Genomic DNA, 25,165 nt, shown 5'->3' with positions numbered 1-25,165 from the left:
ATGCCTTCCGTACAGCATGACCCGTCCGCCCTTGGCAGTGCAATGTCGTTCAAGCGGGCGGTCCCGGCGCAAGGCGCCGGTGGCATGTGTCTTGCTTCTTGAATCTTTGGTGTCGAGCCTGGCGCGTGGCGCGCCGGAGCAAACAAAGGGTGGTGTCGATGTACGGAAAACAGAAGATCTCGGTGGCGGTTGTGGCCTTGCTTGCAGCCAGCACGCTGGGTGCGGCTGCGAATGAAAAAGTCACCTTTGGCACCAACTGGTTGGCCGAACCGGAACATGGCGGATATTACCAGGCCGTGGCGGACGGCACCTACGCCGCCTGCGGCCTCGACGTCACCATCATGCAGGGCGGCCCGCAGGTCAGCGGCCGGCCGATGCTGCTTGCCGGCAAGATCGATTTCTACATGGGCGGCAATCTGCTGTCAGCTTTCGATGCCGTCCAGCAAGGCATTCCGATGCGCGTCGTGGCGGCGGATTTCCAGAAGGACCCGCAGGTCATCATGTCCCATCCCGGCGAGGGGCTCGACAAATGGGAAGACCTGAAGAACGCCGATCAGTACATCCTTGGCGACGAGGGCGTGCAGACCTTCTTCCAGTGGATGGTCATCGAATTCGGCTTCGACGCCTCCAAGCGCGCGCCCTACACCTACAACACCGCTCCCTTCCTCGCCAACAAGAAGTCGATCCAGCAGGGCTACGTGACCTCCGAGCCGTTCGCGGTCAAGAAGGAAGGCGGCTTCGTGCCGAACCAGTTCCTGCTCGCCGACTATGGCTGGGACACCTACTCGACGACGATCGAGGTGATGCAGGACACGATCGACAAGAAGCCGGAGGTGGTCCAGTGCTTCGTCGATGGTTCGGCCAAGGGCTGGTACAAATATCTCTACGGCGACAACAAGGCCGCCAACGACCTGATCAAGAAAGACAATCCCGATATGAGCGACGAGCAGATCGCGTTCTCGATCGAGCAGATGAAGAAGTTCGGCCTGGCCGATTCCGGCGACACCGAAAAGCTCGGCATCGGCGCCATGACCGACGAGAGGATCAAGAGTTTTTACGACAAGATGGTCAAGGCCAAGGTCACGCCTGACGGCATCGACATCAAGAAGGCCTACACACTGACCTTCGTCAACAAGGGCGTCGGGCTCGACCTGAAGAAATAGGCCGGCCCCGGCATGATAAGGGAAAAGGTGGCGCAAGCGCCGGCCTCGGACGTTGCTTCGACATTGCTGGCGCTGCGGGGCGTCGGCAAGGTCTTCTCCAACGGCGTGACGGCGCTGAGCGACGTCAATCTGACGATCCGGGAAGGTGATTTCCTCAGCCTGCTCGGGCCGTCGGGCTGCGGCAAGTCGACGGCGCTACGGCTGATCGCCGGCCTGTCGACGCCGACCTCCGGCGTGCTCGATTGGCGCGGCGGCGGCGCGCTTGACCGCTCGAACATCGGCTTTGTCTTCCAGGAGCCGACGCTGCTGCCCTGGGCCAGCGTCTTCGACAATGTCTGGCTGCCGCTTCGGCTGAAAGGCATCAGCCGCGCCAAGGCGGCACCGGCGGTAACGGAAATGCTGGCGCGGGTTCACCTGACCGGCTTCGAAGACGCGGTGCCGCGCGAGCTGTCCGGCGGCATGAAGATGCGCGTCTCGATCGCGCGGGCCATGGTGACCAAACCGCGCGTGCTGCTGATGGACGAGCCGTTCGCGGCACTCGACGAGATCACCCGCTTCAAGCTCAACAACGATCTCTTGGAGCTGTGGCAGGACGAACGCTTCACCGTCGTCTTCGTCACCCACAGCGTCTTTGAAAGCGTATTCCTGTCCAACCGCGTCGTCGTCATGGCGGCGCGGCCGGGCAGGGTGTTCGACGAACTCGCCATCGAGGCCTCCTATCCGCGCGACGGGGCGTTTCGCACCTCGCCAGACTATGCGGCACTCTGCCGTCAGGCCTCCGATGTGCTGGTCCAGGCCATCAATTCAACAGCAGGCGCGCATCATGACGGCCATTGACGAGCGCGTGCTCGAACTCGACCCCGAAGAAGCACGCCGCGTGCGCCAGGAGCGGTTCGAACGGATCGGTCGTTGGATGCTGCCGCTGGCGATCATGATCCTGGCCATCTGGCTGTGGGACCGCATCTGCGTATGGAACGCGATCCCGCAATACATCCTGCCGCGTCCCGGCGTGGTGCTGTGGACGCTCTACAACGATGCCGGCCTGCTGTTTTCCTCGCTGCTGGTCACCTTGCGCATCACCTTCCTCAGCCTGGCTTTGGCTGTCATCGGCGGGGTCGGGCTGGCGGTGCTGTTTGCGCAATCGAAATGGGTCGAGATGTCGTTCTTTCCCTTCGCCATCGTGCTGCAGGTGACGCCGATCGTGGCGATCTTTCCGCTGATCAACATCTATGTAAACGACCAGACGACCAAGCTTCTGCTGTGCGCCTGGATCGTCGCCTTCTTTCCTATCCTGTCCAACACGACGCTTGGCCTCAACTCCGTCGACCGCAATCTGCGCGACATGTTCAAACTCAATGGTGCGACGCGCTGGCAGCAGTTGCGCTATCTCAGGCTCCCGGCGGCGATGCCCTATTTCCTCGGCGGGCTGAAGATCGCCGGCGGCCTGTCGCTGATCGGTGCCGTGGTCGCCGAGTTCGTCGCCGGCACCACCGGCCAGTCGTCTGGCCTTGCCTCGCGCATCATCGAGGCCGGCTACCGGCTCAACGCGCCGCGGCTGTTCGCGGCGTTGTTCTTGATTTCGCTCACCGGCATTTTGATCTTCCTCGTGCTGTCGCTGATTTCGCATCTCATCTTGCGGCGCTGGCACGAAAGCGCACTGAAGCAGGAGCGCTAGGCCCTTGATTCCGAACACAGGTTCATACCGGCTCGCCAATGTCAGGCTTCACGCGTCGCTGACACCGGGCCTTGGCGCTGCTTTCGACCGCGACGGTTTCGCGCTTGCCGACATCACTCTCACTGAGGGCAAGATCGCAGGGATCGCCGCGCATCGTCGTGCGCCATTGCAGGTGGACGCCGTCGATCTTGGCGGCCGCATCGTGCTGCCGTGTTTCGTCGACTGCCACACGCATGTCGACAAGGGCCATATCTGGCCGCGAAAGCCCAATCCCGACGGCACCTTCATGGGCGCGCTGAATGCCGCCGGTGCCGATCGTGCGGCACGCTGGAGCGCCGAGGACGTTGCCCGGCGCATGGATTTCTCGCTGCGTTCAGCCTACGCGCATGGCACCAGGGCGCTGCGCACGCACCTCGACAGCGTCGCGCCGCAGGAGGAAATCTCCTGGCCGGTGTTCGAGACGATGCGCGAGACATGGCGCGGCCGCATCGAATTGCAGGGCGCCTGCCTGCTCGGCATCGAGGGCGTGCGCGACAGGAAATGGTTCGACAGGCTGGCCAAAAGGGTTGCTGCGGCCAAAGGCGTGCTCGGTGTCGTCACCTATATGGTGCCGGACCTCGAAGAACTGCTCGACCATGTCTTCGCGCAAGCCATCAAGCATGGTCTCGATCTCGATTTCCATGCCGACGAGACCGACGATGTCGCCGCCATATCGTTGAAGAAGATCGCGGAGGCCGCACTCTGGAATGGCTTCGAAGGAAAGATCCTCGTCGGCCATTGCTGTTCGCTGGCGCGCCAGCCGGACCTTGACGTGCTCGACACGCTGGACAAGGTGGCGAAAGCCGGGCTGGCCGTCGTCTCGCTGCCGATGTGCAATCTCTATCTGCAGGACCGGCGCGGCGATGACACCACGCCGCGCTGGCGTGGCGTGACGCTGCTGCACGAGATGAAGGCGAGGGGCATTCCGGTGGCGGTCGCTTCCGATAACACCCGCGACCCGTTCTATGCCTATGGCGATCTCGACATGCTGGAGGTCTACCGCATGGCGACGCGTATCCTGCATTTAGACCATCCGGTCGCCGACTGGCCGCAAACGGTCACCGCGACGCCCGCCAAGGTGATGCGGCTCGACGGTTTCGGCACGCTTGCGGCCGGAGGCGATGCCGATTTCATCGTGTTCAAAGGTCGAAGCTGGACGGAATTGCTGTCGCGCCCCGAATCGGATCGCATCGTCGTGCGCGGCGGACGCGCCATCGACCGGCAATTGCCCGATTATGCCGAACTCGACGAACTGATGGTGGAATGATGGACGTTTCGGCGCTCAAACGCGATCTCGAAGGCCTGAAGCTCGACGACAATCCAGCCATCGTCCAGCAGAAGAGCCGCGACTTCTACTGGTACAGCCCGGTGCTGAAGCAGCAGCTCGACCATGTCACCGGCGATTTGATCGTGACGCCGAAGAACGAGGCCGAGCTGATCCGCGTGCTCGCCGCGTGTCATCGGCATGGCGTGCCGGTGACACCGCGCGGCAGCGGCACCGGCAATTACGGCCAGGCGATGCCGCTCTCCGGCGGCGTCGTGCTCAACCTTGCCGAGATGAACGAGATCAAGTCGATCGCGCCGGGTCGCGTTGTGACCGGACCGGGGGCCATTCTGGCAGATATCGACAAGGCAACGCGGGCGCATTCAGGGCAGGAACTTCGGCTGTCGCCGTCCACCTACAACACGGCCTCGATCGGCGGCTTCATCGCCGGCGGTTCGGGCGGCGTCGGCTCGATCAATTTCGGCGGCCTGCGCGATTTCGGCAATGTGCTTCGCCTGCGCGTGGTGACGATGGAGGCCGAGCCGAAAGCGCTCGAGCTCACTGGCGAGGATCTGCACAAGGTCACCCACGCCTACGGCACCAACGGCATCATCACCGAGGTCGAGATGCCGCTGACCGCTGCTTATGACTGGGTCGATGTCATCGTCGGCTTCGACGGCTTCATGGAAGCCGCCCGCTACGGCAATGCGCTGGCCTGCCAGGACGGCATCCTGACCAAGCTGATCACGCCGATAGCCGCACCCGTGCCGCAGCTCTATTTCAAGCGGCACCAGAAATTCCTCCGGGAAGGGCAGAGCATCTGCGTCGTCATGGTGGCGCGGCATGGGCTGGATGCCTTTCTAGCCTTCACCCGGCGTGCCGGCGGCGAGGTGATCTACAATGCCGCAACGGCAACGCCGGACGAGAAGAAGGGCCTGCCGCCGGCCTATGAGCTGGCCTGGAACCACACGACACTGAGAGCGCTGCGCGTCGACCCTTCGGTCACCTATCTGCAGTCGCTTTATCCCTTTCCCAATCAGCTGGCACTGGTCGAGAAGATGGATGCGATGTTTCCGGGCGAGGTTTTCTCGCATCTCGAATTCGTGCGGCTGGACGGCAACATAACCTGCTTCGGCCTGCCGCTGGTGAAATTCACCACAGAGGCGCGGCTCGACGAGATCGTGCGCCTGCATGAGGCGAATGGCTGCCCGATCTTCAACCCGCATCGCTACACGCTGGAAGAGGGCGGCATGAAGCAGACCGACGCGGTGCAGCTTGCCTTCAAGCGCGAGACCGATCCGCAAGGCCTGCTCAACCCAGGCAAGATGATCGCCTGGGAAAATCCGGACTACGATTACCGTTCGGGCCGGACATTCCTGTTCAAGGGGCTGCAGAAGGCCGGCTGATGCACATTCTTGTCCTCTACGCCCATCCGGTCGAGACCAGCTTCAATGCCGGCCTGCACAGGATGACCGTCGTGCGGTTGACGGCGGCGGGCCATACGGTCGACGACTGCGATCTCTATGCCGAGGGTTTCGATCCGCGGCTGACGCGCCAGGAGCGGCTGGACTATCACAACCAGCGTGGTCCCGCCGATGCGGTGGCACCCTATGTCGAACGCCTGCTGCGGGCGGATGCGCTGGTGCTCTCCTATCCGGTCTGGAACTACGGCTTTCCAGCGATCCTGAAAGGCTTCTTCGATCGCGTCTTCCTGCCCGGCGTGTCGTTCAGGCTGGTCGACGGCAAGGTGCGGCCATCGCTGCACAACATAAAGAAAGTTGCGGCGGTGACCACTTATGGCGGCAGCCGGTTCCGCGCCATGCTGATGGGCGATCCGCCGCGCAGGCTGATCAAGCGGATGCTGCGCGCCACCGTCAAACCCGGCGCGCCGGTGGCCTACCTCGCGCACTACGCGATGAACGTGTCTACCGATGGCACGCGCAAGGCTTTCATGGCCAAGGTCGCGGCACGCATGGAGGCGTTCTGATGCGCGCCCTGGTGGTCTACTGCCACCCGGTCCCCGACAGCTTCTGTGCGGCAATTCGCGACTCTGCCGTCGAAGTGCTGACGCGAAGAGGCTGGGAGGTGCGGCTGCTCGACCTCTATGCCGAGAAATTCGACCCGGTGATGGGCTGCGACGAGCGGCGCTCCTATAACGACCAGGCGCCGCAGGATCCGGCGCTGAAGCCGCATTTCGAACTGCTCAACTGGGCGGAAGCGATCCTGTTCGTCTATCCGACCTGGTGGTACGGGCTGCCGGCCATGCTGAAAGGCTGGCTCGACCGGGTGTGGGCGACGGATGTCGCCTTCAAGCTGCCGGCCGGCAAGGGGCGGATCAAGTCGCTGATGACGCATGTGACCAAGGTCGGTGTCATCACTACCTGCGGGGCGCCGACCTGGTGGAGCGTCGTCGTCGGTCAGCCGGGACGCAAGACCTTGCTGCGCGGCATGCGCGCGTTGTGCGCGACGCGCTGCCGGACCTTTTTCCTGGCACACTATTTGATGGATTCCTCGACGCCGCAGACGCGGGCGGCGTTTTTAGGCAAGGTGCGAAGAAAGCTGGAGCGGTTTTGAGGATTAGCGTCCTTCTCCCCGTTTACGGGGAGAAGATGGCGGCATCCAGATGAGGGGCAGCGCTAGCTTCGCAAAATCTGGCGACGCCTCATCTGGCCCTTCGGGCCACCTTCTCCCCGTAAACGGGGCGAAGGAAGGGGTGCTACATCCTCGTCCGCTCCGACTTCGGATCGTACATCGGCTTCAGCGACGCTTGCGCCGCAAAGCGCTCGCCGGCAATCTCGATCTCGTAGGATGAAGCCAGCACATCAGCCTCGCTCTCGCCCTGGCACTCGATATAGCCCAGCCCGATGGCGCCGCCGAGGTGATGGCCGTAATTGCCAGACGTGATCGGGCCAACGATCTTGCCGTCGCGCAAGATCGCCTCGTTGTGGAAGAGCAGGGGTTGCGGGTCTTTCAGCCGGAACTGGACCAGTCGGCGTGACAGACCAGCTTCCTTCTTCTTCAAAACCGCATCACGGCCAATGAAGTCGCCCTTGGCCGTTTTGACTGCGAAGCCAAGGCCGGCTTCCAGCACATTGTCTTCGTCGGTGATGTCGTGGCCGAAGTGCCGGAACGCCTTTTCGATGCGGCAGGAATCCAGCGTGTGCAGGCCGCAGAGTTTCAGGCCGACTCCGGCGCCGGCCTCGTCGATCGCTTCAAAAACATGGGCCGCCTGGTCGGTCGAGACATAGAGTTCCCAGCCGAGTTCGCCGACATAGGTGACACGATGCGCGCGGGCCAGGCCCATGCCGATCTCGATCTCCTGGAACGTGCCGAACGGATTGGTTTCGTTCGAGAAATCGTTCGGGCTGACCTTCTGGATCAGTTTTCGCGCATCCGGCCCCATCAGGCAGAGCACGCTTTCGGCCGCCGTCACATCGGTGATGACGACGAATTCATCGGTGATGTGCCTGCGCAGCCAGGCCAGGTCGCGCTGCAGCGTGGCGCCGGGGACGACGAGAAAGAACGCCGTTTCCGACAACCGCGAGACCGTCAGGTCGCTCTCGATGCCGCCGCGCTGGTTGAGCATCTGGGTGTAGACGATCTTGCCCGGGGCCACGTCCATGTCGTTGGCGCACAGCTTTTGCAGGAAGGCGCAGGCGTCGCGGCCCTCGACGCGGATCTTGCCAAATGAGGTCATGTCGAACAGGCCGACGCCGTTCCGGACCGCGAGGTGTTCTTCGCGCTGGTTGTCGAACCAGTTCTGGCGCTTCCAGGAATAGCGGTATTCGCGCTCCTGGCCCTCACGGGCAAACCAGTTGGCGCGCTCCCAGCCGGCGACTTCGCCGAACACCGCGCCGCGCGCCTTCAGATGCTCGTGCAACGGCGAGCGCCTGACATTCCTCGAAGTCGCCATCTGGCGATATGGGAAATGGTCGGCATAGAGCAGGCCGAGCGTTTCGGAGACGCGCTCCTTCAAGTAGCGGCGGTTCTTCTGGAACGGCTGGGCGCGGCGGATGTCGACTTCCCACAGGTCGAAGGGGGCCTCGCCGTCATTGATCCACTGCGCCAGCGCCATGCCGGCGCCTCCGGAGGAGACGATGCCGATCGAATTGTAGCCGGTCGCCATCCAGTAGCCGGGCAGTTCCGGCGCCTCGCCGAGATAGTAGCGGTCGTCGGGCGTAAAACTCTCGGGACCGTTGAAGAAGGTGTGGATGCCCGCGGTTGCCAGCATCGGCATGCGGTTGACGCCCATTTCGAGGATCGGCTCGAAATGGTCCATGTCCTCCGGCAGTTGGTCGAAGCAGAAATCCTCGCGGATACCGTCCATGCCCCATGGCTTTGCCACCGGCTCGAAGGCGCCCAGCATCATTTTGCCGGCGTCCTCCTTGTAGTAGGCGCATTCGTCGGGCACGCGCAGCACCGGCAGGCGGGTGAGGCCGGGGATCGGCTCGGTGACGAGATAAAAATGCTCGCATGCGTGCAGCGGGATGGTGACGCCGTTCTGTGCGCCCAGTTCGCGCGCCCACATGCCGGCGCAATTGACGACGATGTCGGCCTCGATGGTGCCTTGGTCTTCGCCCTGTGCCCAGGACACGCCGGTGACGCGGCCGGCCTTGGTGTGGACCTTGGTGACCTTCACATTCTCGACGATGGTGGCGCCGCGCTGGCGCGCGCCCTTGGCCAGCGCCATGGCGATGTTGGCGGGGTCGCATTGGCCGTCGAGCGGCAGGTGCACGGCGCCGACGACGTCCGAGACATTCAGATGCGGGTACATCTGCTTGACCTCATTGGGAGAAATCTCGCGGACATCGACATCGAAGGCGCGAGCGAGCGATGCTTGCCGGTAGATCTCGTGCTTGCGTTCTTCTGTCAGCGCCACGGTGATCGAGCCGACCTGGCGCATTCCGGTGCCGACTTCGGTCTCGGCTTCCAGCTTGACGTAGAGGTCGGCCGAATATTTCGCCAACCGGGTCATGTTCTGCGAACCGCGCAACTGGCCGATCAGGCCGGCGGCATGCCATGTCGTGCCTGACGTCAGCTGCTTGCGCTCCAGGAGCACGATATCGGTCCAGCCGAGCTTCGCGAGGTGGTAGGCGACCGAACAGCCGGAGACGCCGCCGCCGATGATGACGGCCCTTGCCTTGGCGGGCATGGTTTTCTGGGTATTCATGCGGCCTCGCGACGGTAGCTGGAAACAAAGCGGCGCAGCCGGAGCGCTGCTTCCTGCAGCATGGGTTCGGGCTGGCAGAGGCTGATGCGAATATGGCCGGCGGCTGCCTCGCCGAAGCTGGAGCCCGGCATCACGCCGACATTCTCCTTGTCGAGGAAAGCGAAGGCGAATTTCTCGTCGTCCGGCTCGATGTCGCCGATGTCGAGCATGACATACATGCCGCCTTCGGAGCCGCGCACGGTGACATCGTTCATGCCGCGCACGGCATCGAGGAAGACGGAGCGGCGCGCGGCGTAGCGTTCGGCGATCTCCTTGACGCCGTAACGGTTCTCAAGCGCCTCGGCGCAGGCGATCGAGATGAAGGCCGGCAGGCCGTAAGTTGTCACCAGATTGAGATTGGTGAGCAGCGTGATCATCGCTTCAGGACCGGTCAGCCAGCCCATGCGCCAGCCGGTCATGCCGTGGCTCTTGGACATCGAATTGATGACCAGCGTGCGCTCGTCCATGCCGGGCAGCGAGCGTGGCGAAACGTGCTCGCCGCCGCCCAGCGTCCAGTAGACTTCGTCCGACAGCAGCCAGAGGTCATGCTCCCGGCAGATCTCGGCGAGTTGCTCCAGCCGCTCTCGCGAATAGACCGCACCGGTGGGGTTGTTCGGTGTGTTGATGAGAATGGCGCGCGTGTTGGGCCGGAGTGCGGCACGGATCATCTCTGCGTGCGGTTGGAAGCCATCGTCGGCGGGTGTCTCGACCACGGTGAAACTGGCGCCTGCGGCGCTGAACGTGTTGGGATAGGTAGCGTAATAGGGCGCCACCACGATAGCGTGGTCGCCCTGGTCGAGCACGGCTTGTACGGCCGCGTAGAGTGCGGCCTGGCCGCCCGGCGTGGCGATGACTTGATCCGGCGTCGTCTCGACGCCGGTGCAGGCGCTCGAGGCCGCCGCCATTGCCTTGCGCAGGCGCGGCAGGCCGGAAAGCGGGGTGTAGTGGTGGTTGCTGCCGCGAACCGCGGCAACGCAGGCTTCGATCGTTTCCGACGGCGTGTCGAAGTCGTGATCGCCGACCGAAAGCATGATGATGTCTTCGCCGGCCGCCTTGCGGGCCCAGGCGGCTGAATGGACTTCCCAGCCGTCCTTGCCCGAAGGAACGATGCCGGAAATGCGCGATGATGGTCTAGGCATGCAAAACTCCCGAAATTTCGTAGCCGGCCTGTTCGACCCGGTCGCGCAGAGCGGCGATATGCGGTGGTCCGACTTCGCAGCAACCGCCGACAATGTCGGCGCCGGCTTCGACCCAGCCGATCGCCTGGTTGGCATAGGCTTCCGGATCAAGGTCGTGACGGGCATGCAGCACATCGACGGTGCCGCCATGCTTGAGCGCTTCGGTGGAGGTGAAGCCATTTGCATATGCACCGACCGGGCCGCCGAGGTCGATCAGTTCAGGCAAGGCAGCGGCGATCGCTTCGGGCCGGCAGCAGTTGAGCAGCCGCGCGGCGACGACCAAGCCGTCGAGCGCGCCTGCCGCGGTGGCTATTGTCTCGCCGCTGCGCAGCCGCGGCTTGCCATGATCGGCCAGCGTCCACGACACCCATACCGGCTTGCCGCTCTCGGATGCCGCGGTGACTGCCGCGCGCGCCTCATCAGCCGACGCCATGGTTTCGCACAGGAACAGGTCGACGCCATCCGCCTGCTCGGCAACGATGCGGCGATAGATGTCGAGCGTATCCTGATATGAAATGGTCAGCGCCGGCGCGTAGCTGCCAAAAAGCGGCGACAGGCAGCCGGCGATGGCTGCCTCGCCGGCCTGCTCGCAAGCTTGCCTGGCCAATTCGATGCCGCGCTTCTGCAGCGGCTTGAAGAGGTCTTCCGCGCCCTCGCGCGCCAAGCGTTCTGGTGTCGCAGAATAGGTGTTGATGGTGATGACGCGGGCGCCGGCACGGATGAATTCCGCGTGCAGGTCGCGCACCAGATCCGGTTCGTCGATCAGCACCCGTGCCGACCATAGCGGCGTCGGCTCGGATTGGCTGCGACGAACCAGTTCCTGGCCCATGCCGCCATCGGTCAGGATGACCTTCTTCATGCGCGCAGCCTCTCGTTCTTCGGATCCCACAGGGGTTCATCTTGCTGCACGATCGCCTGAAAACGCTCGCCGAAGATTTCGACCTCGATGGCGGTGCCGGGTTCAGCCAGGTCGGCGCGCAGCATGCCGAGCGCGATCGATTTGTCGACGCGATGACCCCAGCCACCTGACGTCGTCTCGCCGACGATCTTGCCGTCATGCCACAGCGTCGACACCGAAGGGGCGTCACAATCGCCGGGGTTCTCGACGACCAGCGTGACGAAGCGCTTTTTCACGCCTTGCTGCCTTTCATTCTGGAGTGCCGCCTTGCCGCGAAAGTCGGGCTTGTCCCATTTGACAAAGCGCTCCAGCCCGCCCTGCAGGATCGAATAGTCGGTCGACAGGTCGCCCTTCCAGGTGCGGTAGCCTTTTTCGAGCCTGAGCGAATCCAGCGCATACATGCCGAACGGCCTCAGTTCGTGCTGCTGGCCTGCCGCGCAGACGGCATCGAAGATGGCGGCGGTGTCGTCCACCCTGGTGTGGATTTCCCAGCCGAGTTCGCCGGCGAAGGAGACGCGCACGAGTTTCGCCCAGCGGCCGGCGATTTTTGTCTCCTGATGCGTCAGCCATGGCAGAGTGAGGTCGGCGTCGCACACATCGGCGAGGATTGTTCGCGAGTTGGGGCCCGCCAGGATCTGGGTCGAGAATTCCTCTGTCCTGTCGATCAGCCTGAACGGCGCGTCCTTGGGCAGGCGCGATTTCAGCCACTCGAAATCATGCCACTGCGCCACAGCGGCGGTAATCAGCGTCATCAGATTCTCGTCGTGGCGCACGACCGACATTTCGGTGACGATGCGGCCCTTGTCGTCGGCGAAATAGACGAGGCCGATGCGGCCGGGCTTCGGCACCAGCCCGGTGACCTGCAGGCTCAGCCATTCGGCGACTCCCGGGCCTTCCAGGTTGAAGCGGGAGAAGCCCGGCAGGTCCAAAATGCCGGCGGCGTCACGCACGGCCAGGCATTCTTCGCGCACACGATGGTGCCACGGTCCTTCGCGGCGGAAGGTCAGCGTCGCTTCCTCCGAAACATCATCGCCATCTTTCGCATACCAGGTGGCGCGTTCCCAGCCGTTGTAGGCATCGAAGCGGCCGCCGAGCGCCTTGATGCGATCGTGGATCGGCGACAGCTTGCGGTCGCGGCCCTCAGGCCAGGCATGGCGCGGAAACTGGATGGCGTATTCGTTGCCGTAGATTTCCATGCCCTTGGCGACGCAATAGTCCGGCGCCGAGGCAAAGGAGGTGAAACGGCGCGGATCGCACGACCACATGTCCCATCCGGTCTGGCCCTCGGTCACCCATTCGGCCAGCACCTTGCCGGCGCCGCCGCCCTGGGCGATGCCGAAGGTGAAGACGCAGGCCTCGAAGGCATTGGGAACGCCAGGCATCGGGCCGATCAGCGGATTGCCGTCCGGCGTGTAGGGGATCGGCCCATTGATGACCTTGGACAGGCCGGCGGTGCCCAGGATCGGCACGCGGGCGACGGCGTCGGCCAGATAATGTTCCAGCCGGTCGAGATCGTCGGGGAACAGCTGGAAGGAGAAGTCCTCAGGCATCGGGTCGTTGTGGGTAGCCCAATGCGCGCGGCAATTGCGCTCATAGGGGCCGAGGTTCATGCCGTTCTTCTCCTGGCGCAGATAATAGGAAGTGTCGACGTCGCGCAGCAGCGGCAGTTTCCTGCCCTGTTCTTTCGACCATGCCGCCAGCTCGGGGATCTCCTCGAACAGGATGTACTGATGGCTCATCACCATCATCGGCACATCGCGGCCGAACATCCGGCCCACTTCGGCGGCGCGGTAGCCGGCGGCATTGACGACGATCTCGCAACGGATCTCGCCTTGTGCCGTCTCGACCACCCATTCATCGTTCTCACGGCGCACGCCTGTGACCGGGCAGAAGCGGATGATCTTCGCGCCCATGTCGCGCGCGCCCTTGGCCAGCGCCTGGGTGAGCTGCGCCGGGTCGATGTCGCCATCGCTCGGATCGTAGAGCGCGCCTTTCAGATCATGCGTCTCGATGAAGGGATAGCGGCGCTTGATCTCGTCGACGCCAACAATGTCGATGTCCATGCCCTGGTAGCGGCCCATGCCCTTGGCGCGCTGAAATTCCTGCATGCGCTCTTTCGTATGAGCAAGGCGCAGCGAGCCGGTGACGTGATAGTTCATGGGATAGTCGACCGCGTCGGCCAGCCCGCGGTAAAGCTCGGTCGAATAGCGCTGCATGTTCATCAGCGACCAGGACGAGGAGAAGGTCGGCACATTGCCGGCGGCATGCCAGGTCGAGCCGGAGGTCAGCTCGTTCTTTTCGAGCAGCACGCAGTCGGTCCAGCCGGCCTTGGCCAGATGATAGAGCGAGGAGGTGCCGACGGCGCCGCCTCCAATGATCACCACGCGCGCCGTGCTCGGCAAACCCGCCATGTTCTTCTCCCACACATTCAGCGCGTCGCGCTTTTTTGTTTTGATGCATATCGTTGTCCCAAAACCGCTGCACACTTTTGGGCGACATGCATTCAATAAACTGGCGGCGAAACCACCCAGATGACAATTGCCGGCTCGGTCCCCGGATTGCGCCAGCGGTAAGGCTTGCCTTCGAAGCGAAAGGAATCGCCTTCGCCAAGCCGATGCCAGACGCCTGCTATCTCGATGTCGAACAGCCCGGACGCGACATATCCGGCTTCCTCGGTCGGCCGCTGCGCCTCGGCCTTCAGCTCAGCGCCCGGCGCGAACACCGAACGCACCATCTCGAAACTACCGCCGAGATCGGGCGACAGAAGCTCCTCCACCAGGCCGGATTCGCTTGTGCCAAGCGTGCGGCGCCGGCCGGCACGCACGACCACGCCGCGCTCGCTTTCGACAGGCACGTCATGGCTGAAGAACAGGCTGATCGGCACACCGAACAGTTCGGCGAAGGCCCTGAGATCGCCGAGCGATGGCGTCGACAGGCCGCGCTCGACCTGGCTGACCCAGCCGACCGAACGGCCAAGCTCCAGGCCAATTTCGGCGAGCGTCAGCCCGCGCGCCCGGCGCAAGGCCCTGATATCGCCGGCCAGCACGCGTTCGTCAGGTCCCTGCAATGTTCTTGCTGTAGGCGAAGGCAAAACGCTCACTTCATGAAATAAAGCCGTCAAATTTCATGAGAGATCAAGCTCGTGAAAAAATCAAGCGGATTTTCACGGATGCACAAGATTTGCTTGCACGATTTTGGCGGTTCATGCAAAGGCTCGGGCACGAACGGCGAGTGGGGACGTCCGGTCGAGACGAGGGTTAAGGGACGGCCCATGCTGAAAAACAACACCCGAATTGCGGGCGATGCCGAGATTGTCGACGAGGCGATCCTGTCGCGCCGTTCGGTGCGCGCATTTCTGCCCGACATGGTCGACGACGACACCATCCGCGCCATTCTGGCGGTTGCGGCGCGGGCTCCGTCAGGCACCAACATGCAGCCATGGAAGGTCTACGTCACCAAGGGCGAGACCAAGCAGCGGATATCAGACGCCATTCTCAATTCCGGCATTCGCGCCGAAAAGGCCGATTGGGACGAGTACCGCTACTATCCCACGCAGTTCTTCGAGCCTTATCTGACCCGCCGCCGCGCCAACGGCTTCGGCCTCTATGGCGCGCTCGGCATTGGTCGCCGCGAGGTCGACAAAATGCGCGCCCAGCACGACCGCAACTTCGTCTTTTTCGACGCACCGGTCGGCATGATCTTCACCATCGATCGCCGGCTCAACCAGGGCTCATGGATCGACTACGGCATGTTCCTGCAGAACATCATGGTCGCGGCGCGGGGCAGGGGTCTGCACACCTGTCCGCAAGCGGCGTTCGCGCCCTATCACCGGCAGATCAGGCCGGTGCTCAACATTCCGGACGAAGAGATCGTCGTCTGCGGTATGGCGCTTGGCCGTGAAGACATTTCCAAGCCCGAAAACACCTTCCGCACCGACCGCGTACCGCTGGCAGAGTGGGTGACGTTCAGCGAATAGCGGCTGCCCTGGCCAGTCGGCCGAAATGGGCGGCATGCACTATTCCGTGTTCATCTGGGCGCCGTGGCCGCTGACATGGGCGCCGTCCTGCGGCGTCAGCTTGAGGTAGGCGAGCAGCGCGCAGAGCGTGATGACGCCCTCGATCACGAACAGGATGCGGAAGTCGTCGGCGATGGCTGGCCCGTCCCCGGCCAGAAACGACAATGCCGCGGCGGCCAAGCCGACGCTGATCGCCACCGCCAGCTGCCACAATATGTAATAGAGCGCGCTGAAGCGGGCGAGCTGTTCAGGCGCGATGTCGGAATAGGCGAGGTTGCCGGTCGAGGCCCATTGCGCGGAGCGGAAGACGCCGAAGACGAAGATGTAGGCAAGCACGATCCAGACCGGTGTGGTCGCTTGCATCAAGGCAAAGCCCGCTACCATGGCGGCGACGATCGGCGTGTTGTAGACCAGCACGCGGCGGAAGCCGAAACGGTTGAGGACGCGCGGCATGAAGAAGCGCATTGCCACCGAGCCGACCGCGGCGACGAAGGTTAGCGATCCTGCCTGCACCGCGCTCATGCCGAAGCCGAGCTGGAACATCAACGGCAGCAGGAAGACGACCGAGCTGAGGCCGATCGTATCCAGCCCGCCACCGGTGAGGAACGAAATGCGGAAGGTGCGGATACGCAAGAGCTTGAGATCGAGCAGCGGATTGCGCACGCGCAGGCAGTAGAACGAGCCGACGGTCAGGATGACGAGCGCCAGCGCCAGTTCGCCGGCGATGATACCGCCGGCAGCGTCCTTGGCGGCAAGCGAATCCATGCCAAAGACCAGCAGGACCATGCCGCTGCCGACCAGCAGGAAGCCCGGAAAATCGAATGGCGTGCGCACGGGCTTGGTCATCGTAGGAAACAGCGAGGCGGCAAGAATTGCCGCAGCCAGTGCGAACGGCACATTGATGAAGAAGATCCAGCGCCAGGAAATGTAGGTGGTCAGCGCGCCGCCAACGAGCGGGCCGACCAACGGTCCGGACTGGCCGGCCAGCGAGATATACATGTTGATCTTGAGTGTGCGGCTGCGCGGAAAGGTCGACAGGATGACGACCTGGCCGAGCGTACCCATCAAGGCGCCGCCGAAGCCTTGCAGCGCACGGGCACCAACCAGCATCCAGATATTATCAGACAGTCCGCACAGGGCCGACGAGGCGGCGAACACCAGCAAGGCAAAGCAGTAGACATTGCGCAAGCCGAAGCGGTCGGCGGCCCAGCCGCCAAGCGGCATCGAGATGATCAGGCTGGCGACATAGACGGTGATGAGCAGGCCGAGTTGGCTCGGTGGACGGCCGAGACTTTCGCTGATGCCGGGCAGCGCCGTGACCACGACATTCTGGTCGAGGCTGGTCATGAAGACACCGCAGGCGACCGTCAGCGGCAGCAGGAGCAGGGCTCTGGCCGGCACATCGGCGCGATCCGTGGCGCCGGCGGATAGTTCAGCGGTCATGGAGATGTTCGAACCAAACGAATGTGCCGACTCTTGAAGAAGGGATTTTCATATCCCTTGGGGCCGGTTGGGCGGCCATTTTTCCATCATGGGCGCGAGCGGCGCGATTCTCTAGCGGCAGAACCGGTTGGCGTTGATGCCAGAAACGGAAGCGATGGGGCCAGCTGGCTGCACCAGTTAGAGCAATATCCGTTTCACTGAAACGGTGAGTTGCTCTAACTCTTTGTTTTGACGCAATTCCGGACGGAAAACCGTTTCACACTTTTCCTGGAACTGCTCTATTGCACCTCGTAGCCGACTTCCTCGCTGGCGTGACAGAGCGCCTTCCAGAACGAGCGTGCGAAGGAGCGGAAGACATAGATGTCGAACTGGTCGGCGCCGGTGCGCTGGATCTGAACGAAGATGTCGTGATGGGTGGTCGAACGGCCGGCGCCGATGGGAAAGGCCGGCAGCGCGAAGTCGATGGCGAAGAATTTCGCCAGCACCCATTCGGCCTTCGGACCGGCGATGCGGATGGCGGTGCGGCCGTGTGAAAGGTCGGTCACCGTTCCGATGGCCGGCGTTACCACCCTGGCAAAGGCCGCGGCCAGCCCTTCGGCCTCGTCGGCAACGGTGAACTTTCCTGGCGCGAAGCCGAACACCGACTTCACACCGTCGCTCACGCCGCCGCCGGCGCCATCGGGCAGAGCAAGTCCGGCAACGGTGCGGATGGCTGATATCAGCTTCTTCTCCTCGCCCGGCCAGGCGGCGACCTGCACGATCGAGCCCGGCCTCGTTTCGGTCAGCAGGATCTCGACGCCATGCTCGAAATTGCCGTGCGAGCCGACGTGAAACTCCGGCTCAAGCGGTGATTGGCGCTCAACCATGCATGCGGCTCCCGTCCGGGTCGAAGAAGTGGTTGGAGACGATCTCGATCGGTCCGAACCGGTTGCGCAAGGGATCGGAGACATGGGCGCGCGTGCCCTGCCGTGCCTTGCCGCCCTTGACCAGCGCCAGCGCGATATGCTTGCCGAGCGCCGGCGAGTAGCAGCAGGCGGTGATGTGGCCGATCGAGCCGTGCGGATTAGCTTCGTCAACCTCTTCGACGATGTGAGCGCCGCCGTTGAGCGGCTTGTTGTCGAGCGAAATCAGGCCGACCAGTTCCAGACGGTCGGACGCGATCAGGCCTTCGCGATCCATCATCGCCGAGCCGATGAACGGCTTCTTCTTCGATAGCATCCAGTCGAGATGCAAATCGCGCGCCGTGGTGCGGCCGTCGATCTCGGCGCCGGTGACATGGCCCTTTTCGATGCGCATCGTGCCCAGCGCCTCAAGCCCGTAGGTGACCAGCCCAAACGGCTTGCCGGCCTCGACAAGCGCTTCCCAGACATGGGTGCCGTGGCCGGCGCCGGAATAGACCTCGAAGGCCATTTCACCGGAGAAGGAAAGCCGGCAGATCATCACCGGCACGCCTGCTATCTCGCCGCGCACGATGCCCATGAAGGGCAGGGTCGCATTGTCGACGGCTGTGCCGGTGACACAGGCGGCGAGGATCTGCCTGGCCTTCGGCCCGCCGATCGCGGCACCTGCCCATTCGTCGGTCACCGAGGTGACGTGCACCTTGAGCTCCGGCCAGATCACGTCGAGGAAATATTCCAGATGCTGCATCACCTTGCCGGCATTGGCCGTGGTGGTGGTCATCAGGAAATCCTGCTCGCCAAGCCGCCATGTGGTGCCGTCGTCGAAGGCGAGGCCGTCTTCGCGCAGCATCAGACCGTAGCGTGCCTTGCCGACGGCCAGCGTCGAAAACATGTTGGTATAAACGCGGTCGAGGAATGCGGCGGCATCGGGGCCTTGCACGGCGATCTTGCCCAGCGTCGAGACATCGACGATGCCGGCGCTTTCGCGCGTCGCCTTGGCTTCGCGCACATAGGCTTGCTCGACCGTCTCGCCGGCATGGCCGTAGATCATCGGGCGGTACCAGAGGCCGGCGGAGTACATCGTCGCGCCATTGGCGAGGTGCCAGTCATGCATCGGGGTCAGCCGCTCGGGCTTCAGGTCGCCGAAGCGTTCCGCCGCCAGCGAGCCGATCGATACCGGCGCAAAGGGCGGCCGGAAGCGCGTCGTGCCAACCTCGGGTATCGGCTTGCCCAGCGCTTCGGCCATGATGGCAAGGCCAGGGACGTTGGAGCTCTTGCCCTGGTCGGTCGCCATGCCGAGCGTGGTGTAGCGCTTCAGATGCTCGACTGAGACGAAGCCTTCGCGATGCGCCAGCCGCACGTCCTCGGCTGTCACGTCGTGCTGGAAATCGACAAAGCTCTTGCCTTTGGCCCTGATCTCGAACACCGGGGCGGGATCGGGATCGCCGGGCACGGCTTCTACCACCGGCAATACAGCCGGTGTGCTCTGTCCGCCGGCCGCGGCCAGGCCGGCGGCGCGGCCTTCGGCGATGGCTTCGGTGGTGGAAAAACTGCCGGTGAAAGCGCCGGCGCCGATCCATTGTTGTGTCGGCTTCGGCGGCAGGAAAGCCTGCCGCGCGGCGTTCCATTCCGCTTTGGCGCCGGCCTGGCTGGCCAGATGGATGGTCGGCGACCAGCCGCCGGACATCAGCAGGCAATCGGCATGGATGCTGCGTGCATCGCCGATCAGTGCGCCATTGGTCATGTCGAAGCGTTGCAGCTTGAGGCCGGACAGCGCTTTGCCGCCCTCGGTGGCGACGACGGCATGGCCAGCGAATATCTCCGCCTCGGCTTCCGCGGCCAGCTTGCGCATCTCTGGCGAAAGTTCCGGCCTGACATCGGCGATGGCGACGACCGCGGCACCGGCCTTCTTCAAGGCGACGGCGGCCCGATAGGCACTGTCATTGTTGGTAAACAGCGCGATCCGCTCGCCCGGCAGCACGCCGAATTCGTTGGCATAGCGCTCGGCGGCATGCGCCAGCATCACGCCCGGCCGATCATTGCCGGGGAAGACCAACGGGCGCTCAAAGGCGCCGGTGGCCAGGACCACGGATTTGGCGCGGATTGCCCAGTAGCGATGGCGCGGCTCGCCCTTGCCGGGCTGTTCCTTGTGGTCGCTGACCCGTTCGAGCGCGGCTAGCGTGTTGTTGTCGTAGTAGCCCCACACCGTGGTGCGCGGCAAAAGCCGGACATTGTCGCGGCCTTCGAGCTGGGCGACGATGCGGCGGGCCCAATCGGCGGCCGGCGCGCCATCGATCGTCTCATCGGACCAGTTGGCCGAGCCGCCGAAACGCGGCTCGAGATCGGCCAGCATGACGCGCGCGCCCTGATCTGCGGCGGCCTTCGCGGCCATCAGGCCGGCCGGGCCCGAGCCGACCACCAGCACGTCGCAAAAGGCGTTCATGCGTTCGTAGCGGGCCGGATCCTTTGCCGATCCGGCGCTGCCGAGGCCGGCGGCGCGGCGGATGAAATGCTCGCAGAACATCCAGAAGCGCGTGCCTTTGAGCGGACCGAACACCGGTCCCATGAAGGTCTTGTAGTAGAAGCCGGCCGACAGGACCTTGCCGCCAAGCTGATTGACGGCATTGATGTCCCAGGCAAGCGAGGGAAAGCGGTTCTGGCTGATGGCAACCAGCCCGTCATGGATCTCGACCATGGTCGCCGGAATGTTGGGCTCGCGGACTTCGCCCTTCAACACCGTCACCAGGGCGTTGGGCTCCTCGACGCCTGCGGTGAGCAGGCCGCGCGGGCGATGGTACTTGAACGAGCGCCCGTAAAGCGTGACGCCCTTGGCCAGCAGGGCTGACGCCAGCGTATCGCCGGCATGGCCGGTGTAGGGCGCGCCGTCGAAGGTGAAGCGGATGGTTTTCAGCCGATCAATGCGGCCGCCCGTGTCGGTGCGGCGCGGGCTCATGACTTGTCCTCCGCCTTGCCGCGCGCGGCCGAGCCATGATCGCCGCGCCCATGATCACCCCGTGTGAAGACAACGCTGGAAATCTCGTGCGTCAGCGTGTTGCGCACGACCTTGAGATGAGCGCGGCAACCGCCGGAATGCTGCCAAATCTCGTTGTGATCGCCGGCCGGGTTCAGCCGGTCGTAGACATAGGCGTTCCACGCTTCGAAATTCTGCGAAGCTGGGTCGGGGCGCTCACGGTTGCCGTCACCCTGATAGGTGAATTCGATGACGTCGCGCGGGCCGCAATAGGGGCAAGTGATCAACATTGGATTCTACCTAATGCCTAATGCAGCCTGGGGTTTGCACCCTGGCCCTTGTCGTCGATCACCAGGCCGCGATGGAAGCGGTCGAGGGTGAAGGGGGCGTTGAGGTCGTGCGGCTGGTCCTTGGCGATGGTCCAGGCAAAGCACCAGCCGGAAGCCGGCGTCGCCTTGAAACCGCCATAGCACCAGCCGCAGTTGAGATACATGCCGGGCAGGGGCCCGGCTGTGATGATCGGTGAGCCGTCCATCGACATGTCGCAGACGCCGCCCCAGGAGCGCAGCATGCGCACGCGGGCAAGACCTGGGAACAGCGCCAGCATTTCGCTCATCACCTCGTCGACGACAGGCAAATTGCCGCGCTGGGCGTAGCTGTTGTAGCCGTCTATGTCGCCGCCATAGATAAGGCCGCCCTTGTCCGACTGCGACATGTAGAAATGGCCCATGCCGAAGGTGACGACGGTGTCGATGAAGGGTTTCAGCGATTCCGTGACGAAGGCCTGCAGCACATGGCTTTCGATCGGCATCGTGTCGATGCCGGCCAGCTGCATGACGCGTCCGGTGCTGCCGGCGACCGCAACGGCCACCTTCTTGGCGCGGATGTCGCCGCGCGAGGTGGACACGCCGGTGATGCGGTCGCCGTCACGCAGGAAGCCGGTGACCTCGCAATTCTCGATGATGTCAACGCCGCGACGGTCGGCGCCACGCGCATAGCCCCAGGCCACCGCATCGTGGCGGGCAGTGCCGGCGCGCCGCTGCATCAGGCCGCCGACCACCGGAAAGCGTGCGCTGTCGGAGATATCAAGCGCCGGGATCAGACGTTTGATTTGCGCCGGCGTCATCAGCTCGGCGTCGACGCCGAGATGGCGCATGGCGTTGCCACGCCTGGCATAGTCGTCGAACTGGGCCGGCGTGTGCGCCAGATTCAGGCAGCCGCGCTGCGAGAACATGACGTTGTAGTTAAGTTCGTGCGACAGGTTCTCCCACAGCTTCATCGAATGTTCGTAGAAGCGGGTGTTGGCCGGCAGCAGATAGTTCGAACGCACAGCCGTGGTGTTGCGGCCGACATTGCCGGAGCCTAGCCAGCCCTTTTCCAGCACGGCGACATTGGTGATGCCGTGTTCCTTGGCAAGATAATAGGCGGTGGCCAGCCCATGGCCGCCGCCGCCGATGATGATGACATCATAGGACGCCTTCGGGTCCGGCTTGCGCCAGGCCGGTTTCCAGTCCCTGTTTCCCTTGAGCGCGTTCGCGAGCAGCGAAAAGGCCGAATACTCTGCCATCATTGTCATCCGGTTCGGGCGATGCGGCAGACTATAGAGCAGGCCGCATCCGCAAAGCCAATATTGCGCCATTGCCTTTCGACTGGCCGACGCATTGCTCAGGGATCGACGGGGACAATGATCGGATGAGCCGCCGATCAGGCAGGAGTGAGTGATCGATGCGACGGCTTGCCCCATGATATGGCCGTCTTTATCAAGGACACGCTTTCAAATTGCCTTTGCCGTCCATGAGTCGCCAACAAATCATGCTTTTCCGATTGCTTCGTCTCATTTTGCTCCTCGCGCTTGTCGTTTCGGCACCGCCGTCATTCGACGCGGCAGCGCAAGGCCTCGGCCAGGCACCTGCCGGGCTGATCGCCGACCAGCAGAAGATCCTGCAGGATTTGACGACCAAGACCGATAATTTCGAGAAGCAGATCCAGCAGGACGCAGAGGACGATGGCAGCCTCGTCGATATTCGCCTGCAGCTCGAGGAACTGTCGCGGCAATCGCTGAACAGCGCGTTGGCCTTCCGCACACGCCTTGGCGAGATCAACAGCCGCCTTGAGCAGATCGGGCCAGCGCCCGCCGCCGGCCAGCCGCCGGAGCCCGACATCGTCAGCGGCGAACGCCAGGCGCTGGTGTCGGAGAAGGCGGAAATCAACGCGGTGATTTCGCTGGCTCAGTCCTTGTCGATCCGCATCAGCGGGCTGATCGACAAGATCGGCAACATGCGCAGCGAGCTGTTCCGCAATGTGCTCACCAAGCGCTATGTGCTATCCGACGCACTTAGCCCGCTGGTCTTTTCGGACGCCAGGGACGAATTCGGTAATTTCTACAAGGCTGTGTCGTCCTGGCTGAGCTTCGCCTTTAGGTTCAAGTTCCAGGCTATCCTGGCCGCAACCTTCGTGGCGCTCGGGCTGGCGCTGGTGTTGCTGGTCGGCGGCAGGCGCCTGTTCGGGCGTGTGTTCGAAGCAGACCCTTCCAATGAAGACCCGTCCTATCTCAGTCGGTTGTCGGTTGCCTTCTGGTCGACCTTGCTGCCGACGCTCGCGGTCGGCGTGTTCCTGGCCTCCACGGTGTTCTTTTTCAATTATTACAATGTGTTGCGCGGCGACATCGGCCTTTTCCTCAATGCACTGGCGGCCGTCATCGGGGGAGTGTTCTGCGTGAACCGGCTGACCAATGCGGCGCTCGAGCCGAGGCTGCCGAACTGGCGCCTTGTCCCGGTCGAGACAGGTCCGGCACGCTGGCTGGTGCGGCTGACCACCGCCATGGCCGTGGTCATCGGCGTCAATTATTTCCTGTCGGTGATCAACGACAAGATGGGCTCGCCGTTGTCATTGACCATCGCCCGCAGTTTCGGCGCCACCATCATCGTCGGCGTCATCCTGATCCTGATGGCGATGCTGAGGCCGTTCAAGGCGCGTGACGGAAGCTGGCGGCCGTGGCCGGCATGGCTACGCTATACAGCGCTAGCGCTCGGTGTTTTCACCATCGTCGCCGCGCTGCTCGGCTATATCGGCCTTGCCCTGTTCGTCTCGCTGCAGGTCGTCGTTACCGGCACCGCGCTGATCACCGCCTATATCGGCTTCCTGTCGGCGCGGGCGATCGGCGAAGAGGGCGCTTTCGCCAACACCTCCGTCGGGCGCTGGCTGTCGGCCAATTCGAGCTACGAGGACACGGCGCTCGACCAGCTTGGCCTTGTCGTCAGCGTCGCCATCAACCTGATGATCGTGCTGGTGTTCCTGCCGCTGATCCTGCTGATGTGGGGCTTCCAGCCCGGCGATATCCAGGCCTGGGCCTACAAGCTGGCAACCGGGATCAATATCGGCTCGGTGACGATTTCGGTCACCGGCATCCTCTCCGGCATCGTCGTCTTCGTCATAGGCTATTTCCTGACGCGCTGGTTCCAGGGCTGGCTCGACGGTTCGGTGATGGCGCGCGGCAAGGTCGATGCCGGAGTGCGCAACTCGATCCGGCTGGCGGTCGGCTATGCCGGCGTCGCCCTTGCGGCGCTCGTTGGCATATCGGCAGCAGGCATCGACCTGTCCAGTCTAGCGCTGGTCGCCGGCGCTCTCTCCCTCGGTATCGGTTTTGGCCTGCAGAATGTGGTGTCCAATTTCGTCTCCGGACTGATCCTTTTGGCCGAGCGGCCGTTCAAGGTCGGCGACTGGATCGTCGCCGGCGATGTCAGCGGAACCGTCAAGAAGATCAGCGTGCGCGCCACCGAGATCGAGACCTTCCAGCGGCAGTCGGTGATCCTGCCCAATTCGAACCTGATCAACAACGCCGTCGGCAACTGGACGCACCGCAACAAGCTCGGCCGCGTCGACATCAAGATCGGCGTCGCCTATGGCAGTGACGTCAAGCAGGTCCACGCAATCCTGCTGGAGATCGCACGCGGCCATCCTCTGGTGCTGAAGAACCCGGAACCCTTCGTGCTGTTTTCCAATTTCGGCACGGCAGCACTCGAATTCGAAATTCGCGTGTTCCTGGCCGACGTGATGAATGGCAACATCGCGCAGAACGACATCCGTTTTGCCGTCCTCGAAAAATTCAGCGGTGAGCATATCGAGATCCCCTCGACACCGCGCGCCGTCCTCGAGGTCCACAAGCCCAAGGCCTGGCCGACCGATGACGACAAGATCGAGGCCGACTTCGCCGAACAGGAACAGGTGAAGGCCGAAGCCGAGGCGGAGAAGAGGCGACTGGCCAAGTCCCGCAAAACCAAGAAGCCCGATCCGGACTAGGCTCAGGGTCCGTAGGTCCCGATACCGCCGAAAGCCAATTGCGGCATGAATGCGGCATTCAGTTGCGGTTCAGCTTCCATCTCATATAAGCTCCCATGCAAAGGCGAAAATG

19 protein-coding genes are annotated in these 25,165 nt (G+C 63.4%); 9 read left to right on the top strand and 10 right to left on the bottom strand.

Annotated elements, in window-relative coordinates:
* Positions 1-158: 158 nt before the first annotated feature.
* The 7 genes from ASD12_RS31890 to ASD12_RS31860 are packed head-to-tail and all read left to right on the top strand — an operon-like array spanning position 159 to position 6,715.
* A complete protein-coding gene (locus tag ASD12_RS31890) occupies positions 159-1,163 on the top strand; it encodes an ABC transporter substrate-binding protein (protein ID WP_056596448.1) in 1,005 nt (334 codons plus the stop codon).
* 12 nt (positions 1,164-1,175) lie between these two features.
* Complete coding sequence (locus ASD12_RS31885; RefSeq protein ID WP_056596445.1) at positions 1,176-2,000, top strand: ABC transporter ATP-binding protein; 825 nt, start codon at positions 1,176-1,178, stop codon at positions 1,998-2,000.
* Complete coding sequence (locus ASD12_RS31880; protein ID WP_056596443.1) at positions 1,987-2,838, top strand: ABC transporter permease; 852 nt, start codon at positions 1,987-1,989, stop codon at positions 2,836-2,838. Before ASD12_RS31885 ends, ASD12_RS31880 begins: the two co-directional genes overlap by 14 nt.
* 4 nt (positions 2,839-2,842) lie before the next feature.
* Positions 2,843-4,144 (top strand): cytosine deaminase, encoded by a 1,302-nt coding sequence (locus ASD12_RS31875; protein WP_056596441.1) that lies wholly within the window; start codon positions 2,843-2,845, stop codon positions 4,142-4,144.
* A complete protein-coding gene (locus tag ASD12_RS31870) occupies positions 4,144-5,547 on the top strand; it encodes an FAD-binding oxidoreductase (RefSeq protein WP_056596437.1) in 1,404 nt (467 codons plus the stop codon). Before ASD12_RS31875 ends, ASD12_RS31870 begins: the two co-directional genes overlap by 1 nt.
* Entirely contained in the window at positions 5,547-6,128 is a 582-nt protein-coding gene (locus tag ASD12_RS31865) for an NAD(P)H-dependent oxidoreductase (protein ID WP_056596434.1), read from the top strand. The genes ASD12_RS31870 and ASD12_RS31865 overlap by 1 nt, the downstream gene beginning before the upstream one ends.
* The gene (locus tag ASD12_RS31860) at positions 6,128-6,715 is read left to right on the top strand and encodes an NAD(P)H-dependent oxidoreductase (protein ID WP_056596432.1); all 588 of its coding nucleotides are present in this window, start codon (positions 6,128-6,130) and stop codon (positions 6,713-6,715) included. Before ASD12_RS31865 ends, ASD12_RS31860 begins: the two co-directional genes overlap by 1 nt.
* Before the next feature lie 142 nt (positions 6,716-6,857).
* On the opposite strand, the gene ASD12_RS31855 is transcribed toward ASD12_RS31860, so the two are convergent.
* From ASD12_RS31855 to ASD12_RS31835, 5 genes are all read right to left on the bottom strand, one after another.
* A complete protein-coding gene (locus ASD12_RS31855) occupies positions 6,858-9,311 on the bottom strand; it encodes an FAD-dependent oxidoreductase (protein WP_056596429.1) in 2,454 nt (817 codons plus the stop codon).
* On the bottom strand, positions 9,308-10,489 hold the full coding sequence (locus tag ASD12_RS31850) for a pyridoxal phosphate-dependent aminotransferase (RefSeq protein ID WP_056596427.1): 1,182 nt from the start codon (positions 10,487-10,489) through the stop codon (positions 9,308-9,310). Before ASD12_RS31850 ends, ASD12_RS31855 begins: the two co-directional genes overlap by 4 nt.
* The gene (locus tag ASD12_RS31845; protein ID WP_056596425.1) at positions 10,482-11,387 is read right to left on the bottom strand and encodes a homocysteine S-methyltransferase family protein; all 906 of its coding nucleotides are present in this window, start codon (positions 11,385-11,387) and stop codon (positions 10,482-10,484) included. The genes ASD12_RS31850 and ASD12_RS31845 overlap by 8 nt, the downstream gene beginning before the upstream one ends.
* Positions 11,384-13,837, bottom strand: a complete 2,454-nt coding sequence (locus tag ASD12_RS31840) for an FAD-dependent oxidoreductase (protein WP_056596422.1) — start codon at positions 13,835-13,837, stop codon at positions 11,384-11,386. Before ASD12_RS31840 ends, ASD12_RS31845 begins: the two co-directional genes overlap by 4 nt.
* A gap of 92 nt (positions 13,838-13,929) precedes the next feature.
* Positions 13,930-14,493 (bottom strand): XRE family transcriptional regulator, encoded by a 564-nt coding sequence (locus tag ASD12_RS31835; RefSeq protein ID WP_082525786.1) that lies wholly within the window; start codon positions 14,491-14,493, stop codon positions 13,930-13,932.
* A gap of 204 nt (positions 14,494-14,697) precedes the next feature.
* Here ASD12_RS31835 and ASD12_RS31830 point away from each other — a divergent pair, with 204 nt between their 5' ends.
* Positions 14,698-15,402, top strand: a complete 705-nt coding sequence (locus ASD12_RS31830) for a nitroreductase (protein ID WP_056596415.1) — start codon at positions 14,698-14,700, stop codon at positions 15,400-15,402.
* 39 nt (positions 15,403-15,441) lie between these two features.
* On the opposite strand, the gene ASD12_RS31825 is transcribed toward ASD12_RS31830, so the two are convergent.
* The 5 genes from ASD12_RS31825 to ASD12_RS31805 form a co-directional block, all read right to left on the bottom strand.
* Complete coding sequence (locus ASD12_RS31825; RefSeq protein WP_056596412.1) at positions 15,442-16,884, bottom strand: MFS transporter; 1,443 nt, start codon at positions 16,882-16,884, stop codon at positions 15,442-15,444.
* Positions 16,885-17,162: 278 nt separating this feature from the next.
* The gene (locus ASD12_RS31820) at positions 17,163-17,750 is read right to left on the bottom strand and encodes a sarcosine oxidase subunit gamma (protein WP_056596409.1); all 588 of its coding nucleotides are present in this window, start codon (positions 17,748-17,750) and stop codon (positions 17,163-17,165) included.
* Positions 17,743-20,736, bottom strand: coding sequence for a sarcosine oxidase subunit alpha (locus tag ASD12_RS31815; RefSeq protein WP_056596405.1), 2,994 nt, complete (start codon positions 20,734-20,736; stop codon positions 17,743-17,745). The genes ASD12_RS31820 and ASD12_RS31815 overlap by 8 nt, the downstream gene beginning before the upstream one ends.
* Positions 20,733-21,044, bottom strand: coding sequence for a sarcosine oxidase subunit delta (locus ASD12_RS31810; RefSeq protein ID WP_056596402.1), 312 nt, complete (start codon positions 21,042-21,044; stop codon positions 20,733-20,735). Before ASD12_RS31810 ends, ASD12_RS31815 begins: the two co-directional genes overlap by 4 nt.
* Positions 21,045-21,061: 17 nt before the next feature.
* A complete protein-coding gene (locus ASD12_RS31805; protein ID WP_056596922.1) occupies positions 21,062-22,321 on the bottom strand; it encodes a sarcosine oxidase subunit beta in 1,260 nt (419 codons plus the stop codon).
* A 245-nt stretch (positions 22,322-22,566) separates the two neighbouring features.
* Between ASD12_RS31805 and ASD12_RS31800 the strand changes: the two genes are divergently transcribed.
* On the top strand, positions 22,567-25,053 hold the full coding sequence (locus ASD12_RS31800; protein WP_056596399.1) for a mechanosensitive ion channel family protein: 2,487 nt from the start codon (positions 22,567-22,569) through the stop codon (positions 25,051-25,053).
* Positions 25,054-25,165 lie beyond the last annotated feature (112 nt).

The sequence above is a fragment of the Mesorhizobium sp. Root102 genome (assembly GCF_001425625.1).
In the GTDB taxonomy this organism is placed as follows: domain Bacteria; phylum Pseudomonadota; class Alphaproteobacteria; order Rhizobiales; family Rhizobiaceae; genus Mesorhizobium.
The sequence above is the reverse complement of the archived record's forward strand: the minus strand, read 5'-3'. Positions and strand labels throughout refer to the sequence as shown.

Excerpts from the sequence above, each read along its gene's own strand:
- ASD12_RS31810 (WP_056596402.1), bottom strand. The coding sequence starts at position 21,044 with ATGTTGATCACTTGCCCCTATTGCGGCCCGCGCGACGTCATCGAATTC.
- ASD12_RS31805 (WP_056596922.1), bottom strand. The coding sequence starts at position 22,321 with ATGGCAGAGTATTCGGCCTTTTCGCTGCTCGCGAACGCGCTCAAGGGA.
- ASD12_RS31825 (WP_056596412.1), bottom strand. The coding sequence starts at position 16,884 with ATGACCGCTGAACTATCCGCCGGCGCCACGGATCGCGCCGATGTGCCG.
- ASD12_RS31880 (WP_056596443.1), top strand. The coding sequence starts at position 1,987 with ATGACGGCCATTGACGAGCGCGTGCTCGAACTCGACCCCGAAGAAGCA.
- ASD12_RS31865 (WP_056596434.1), top strand. The coding sequence starts at position 5,547 with ATGCACATTCTTGTCCTCTACGCCCATCCGGTCGAGACCAGCTTCAAT.
- ASD12_RS31830 (WP_056596415.1), top strand. The coding sequence starts at position 14,698 with ATGCTGAAAAACAACACCCGAATTGCGGGCGATGCCGAGATTGTCGAC.
- ASD12_RS31870 (WP_056596437.1), top strand. The coding sequence starts at position 4,144 with ATGGACGTTTCGGCGCTCAAACGCGATCTCGAAGGCCTGAAGCTCGAC.
- ASD12_RS31840 (WP_056596422.1), bottom strand. The coding sequence starts at position 13,837 with ATGGCGGGTTTGCCGAGCACGGCGCGCGTGGTGATCATTGGAGGCGGC.
- ASD12_RS31820 (WP_056596409.1), bottom strand. The coding sequence starts at position 17,750 with ATGGTTGAGCGCCAATCACCGCTTGAGCCGGAGTTTCACGTCGGCTCG.
- ASD12_RS31860 (WP_056596432.1), top strand. The coding sequence starts at position 6,128 with ATGCGCGCCCTGGTGGTCTACTGCCACCCGGTCCCCGACAGCTTCTGT.
- ASD12_RS31885 (WP_056596445.1), top strand. The coding sequence starts at position 1,176 with ATGATAAGGGAAAAGGTGGCGCAAGCGCCGGCCTCGGACGTTGCTTCG.
- ASD12_RS31855 (WP_056596429.1), bottom strand. The coding sequence starts at position 9,311 with ATGAATACCCAGAAAACCATGCCCGCCAAGGCAAGGGCCGTCATCATC.
- ASD12_RS31890 (WP_056596448.1), top strand. The coding sequence starts at position 159 with ATGTACGGAAAACAGAAGATCTCGGTGGCGGTTGTGGCCTTGCTTGCA.
- ASD12_RS31815 (WP_056596405.1), bottom strand. The coding sequence starts at position 20,736 with ATGAGCCCGCGCCGCACCGACACGGGCGGCCGCATTGATCGGCTGAAA.
- ASD12_RS31800 (WP_056596399.1), top strand. The coding sequence starts at position 22,567 with ATGCTTTTCCGATTGCTTCGTCTCATTTTGCTCCTCGCGCTTGTCGTT.
- ASD12_RS31845 (WP_056596425.1), bottom strand. The coding sequence starts at position 11,387 with ATGAAGAAGGTCATCCTGACCGATGGCGGCATGGGCCAGGAACTGGTT.
- ASD12_RS31850 (WP_056596427.1), bottom strand. The coding sequence starts at position 10,489 with ATGCCTAGACCATCATCGCGCATTTCCGGCATCGTTCCTTCGGGCAAG.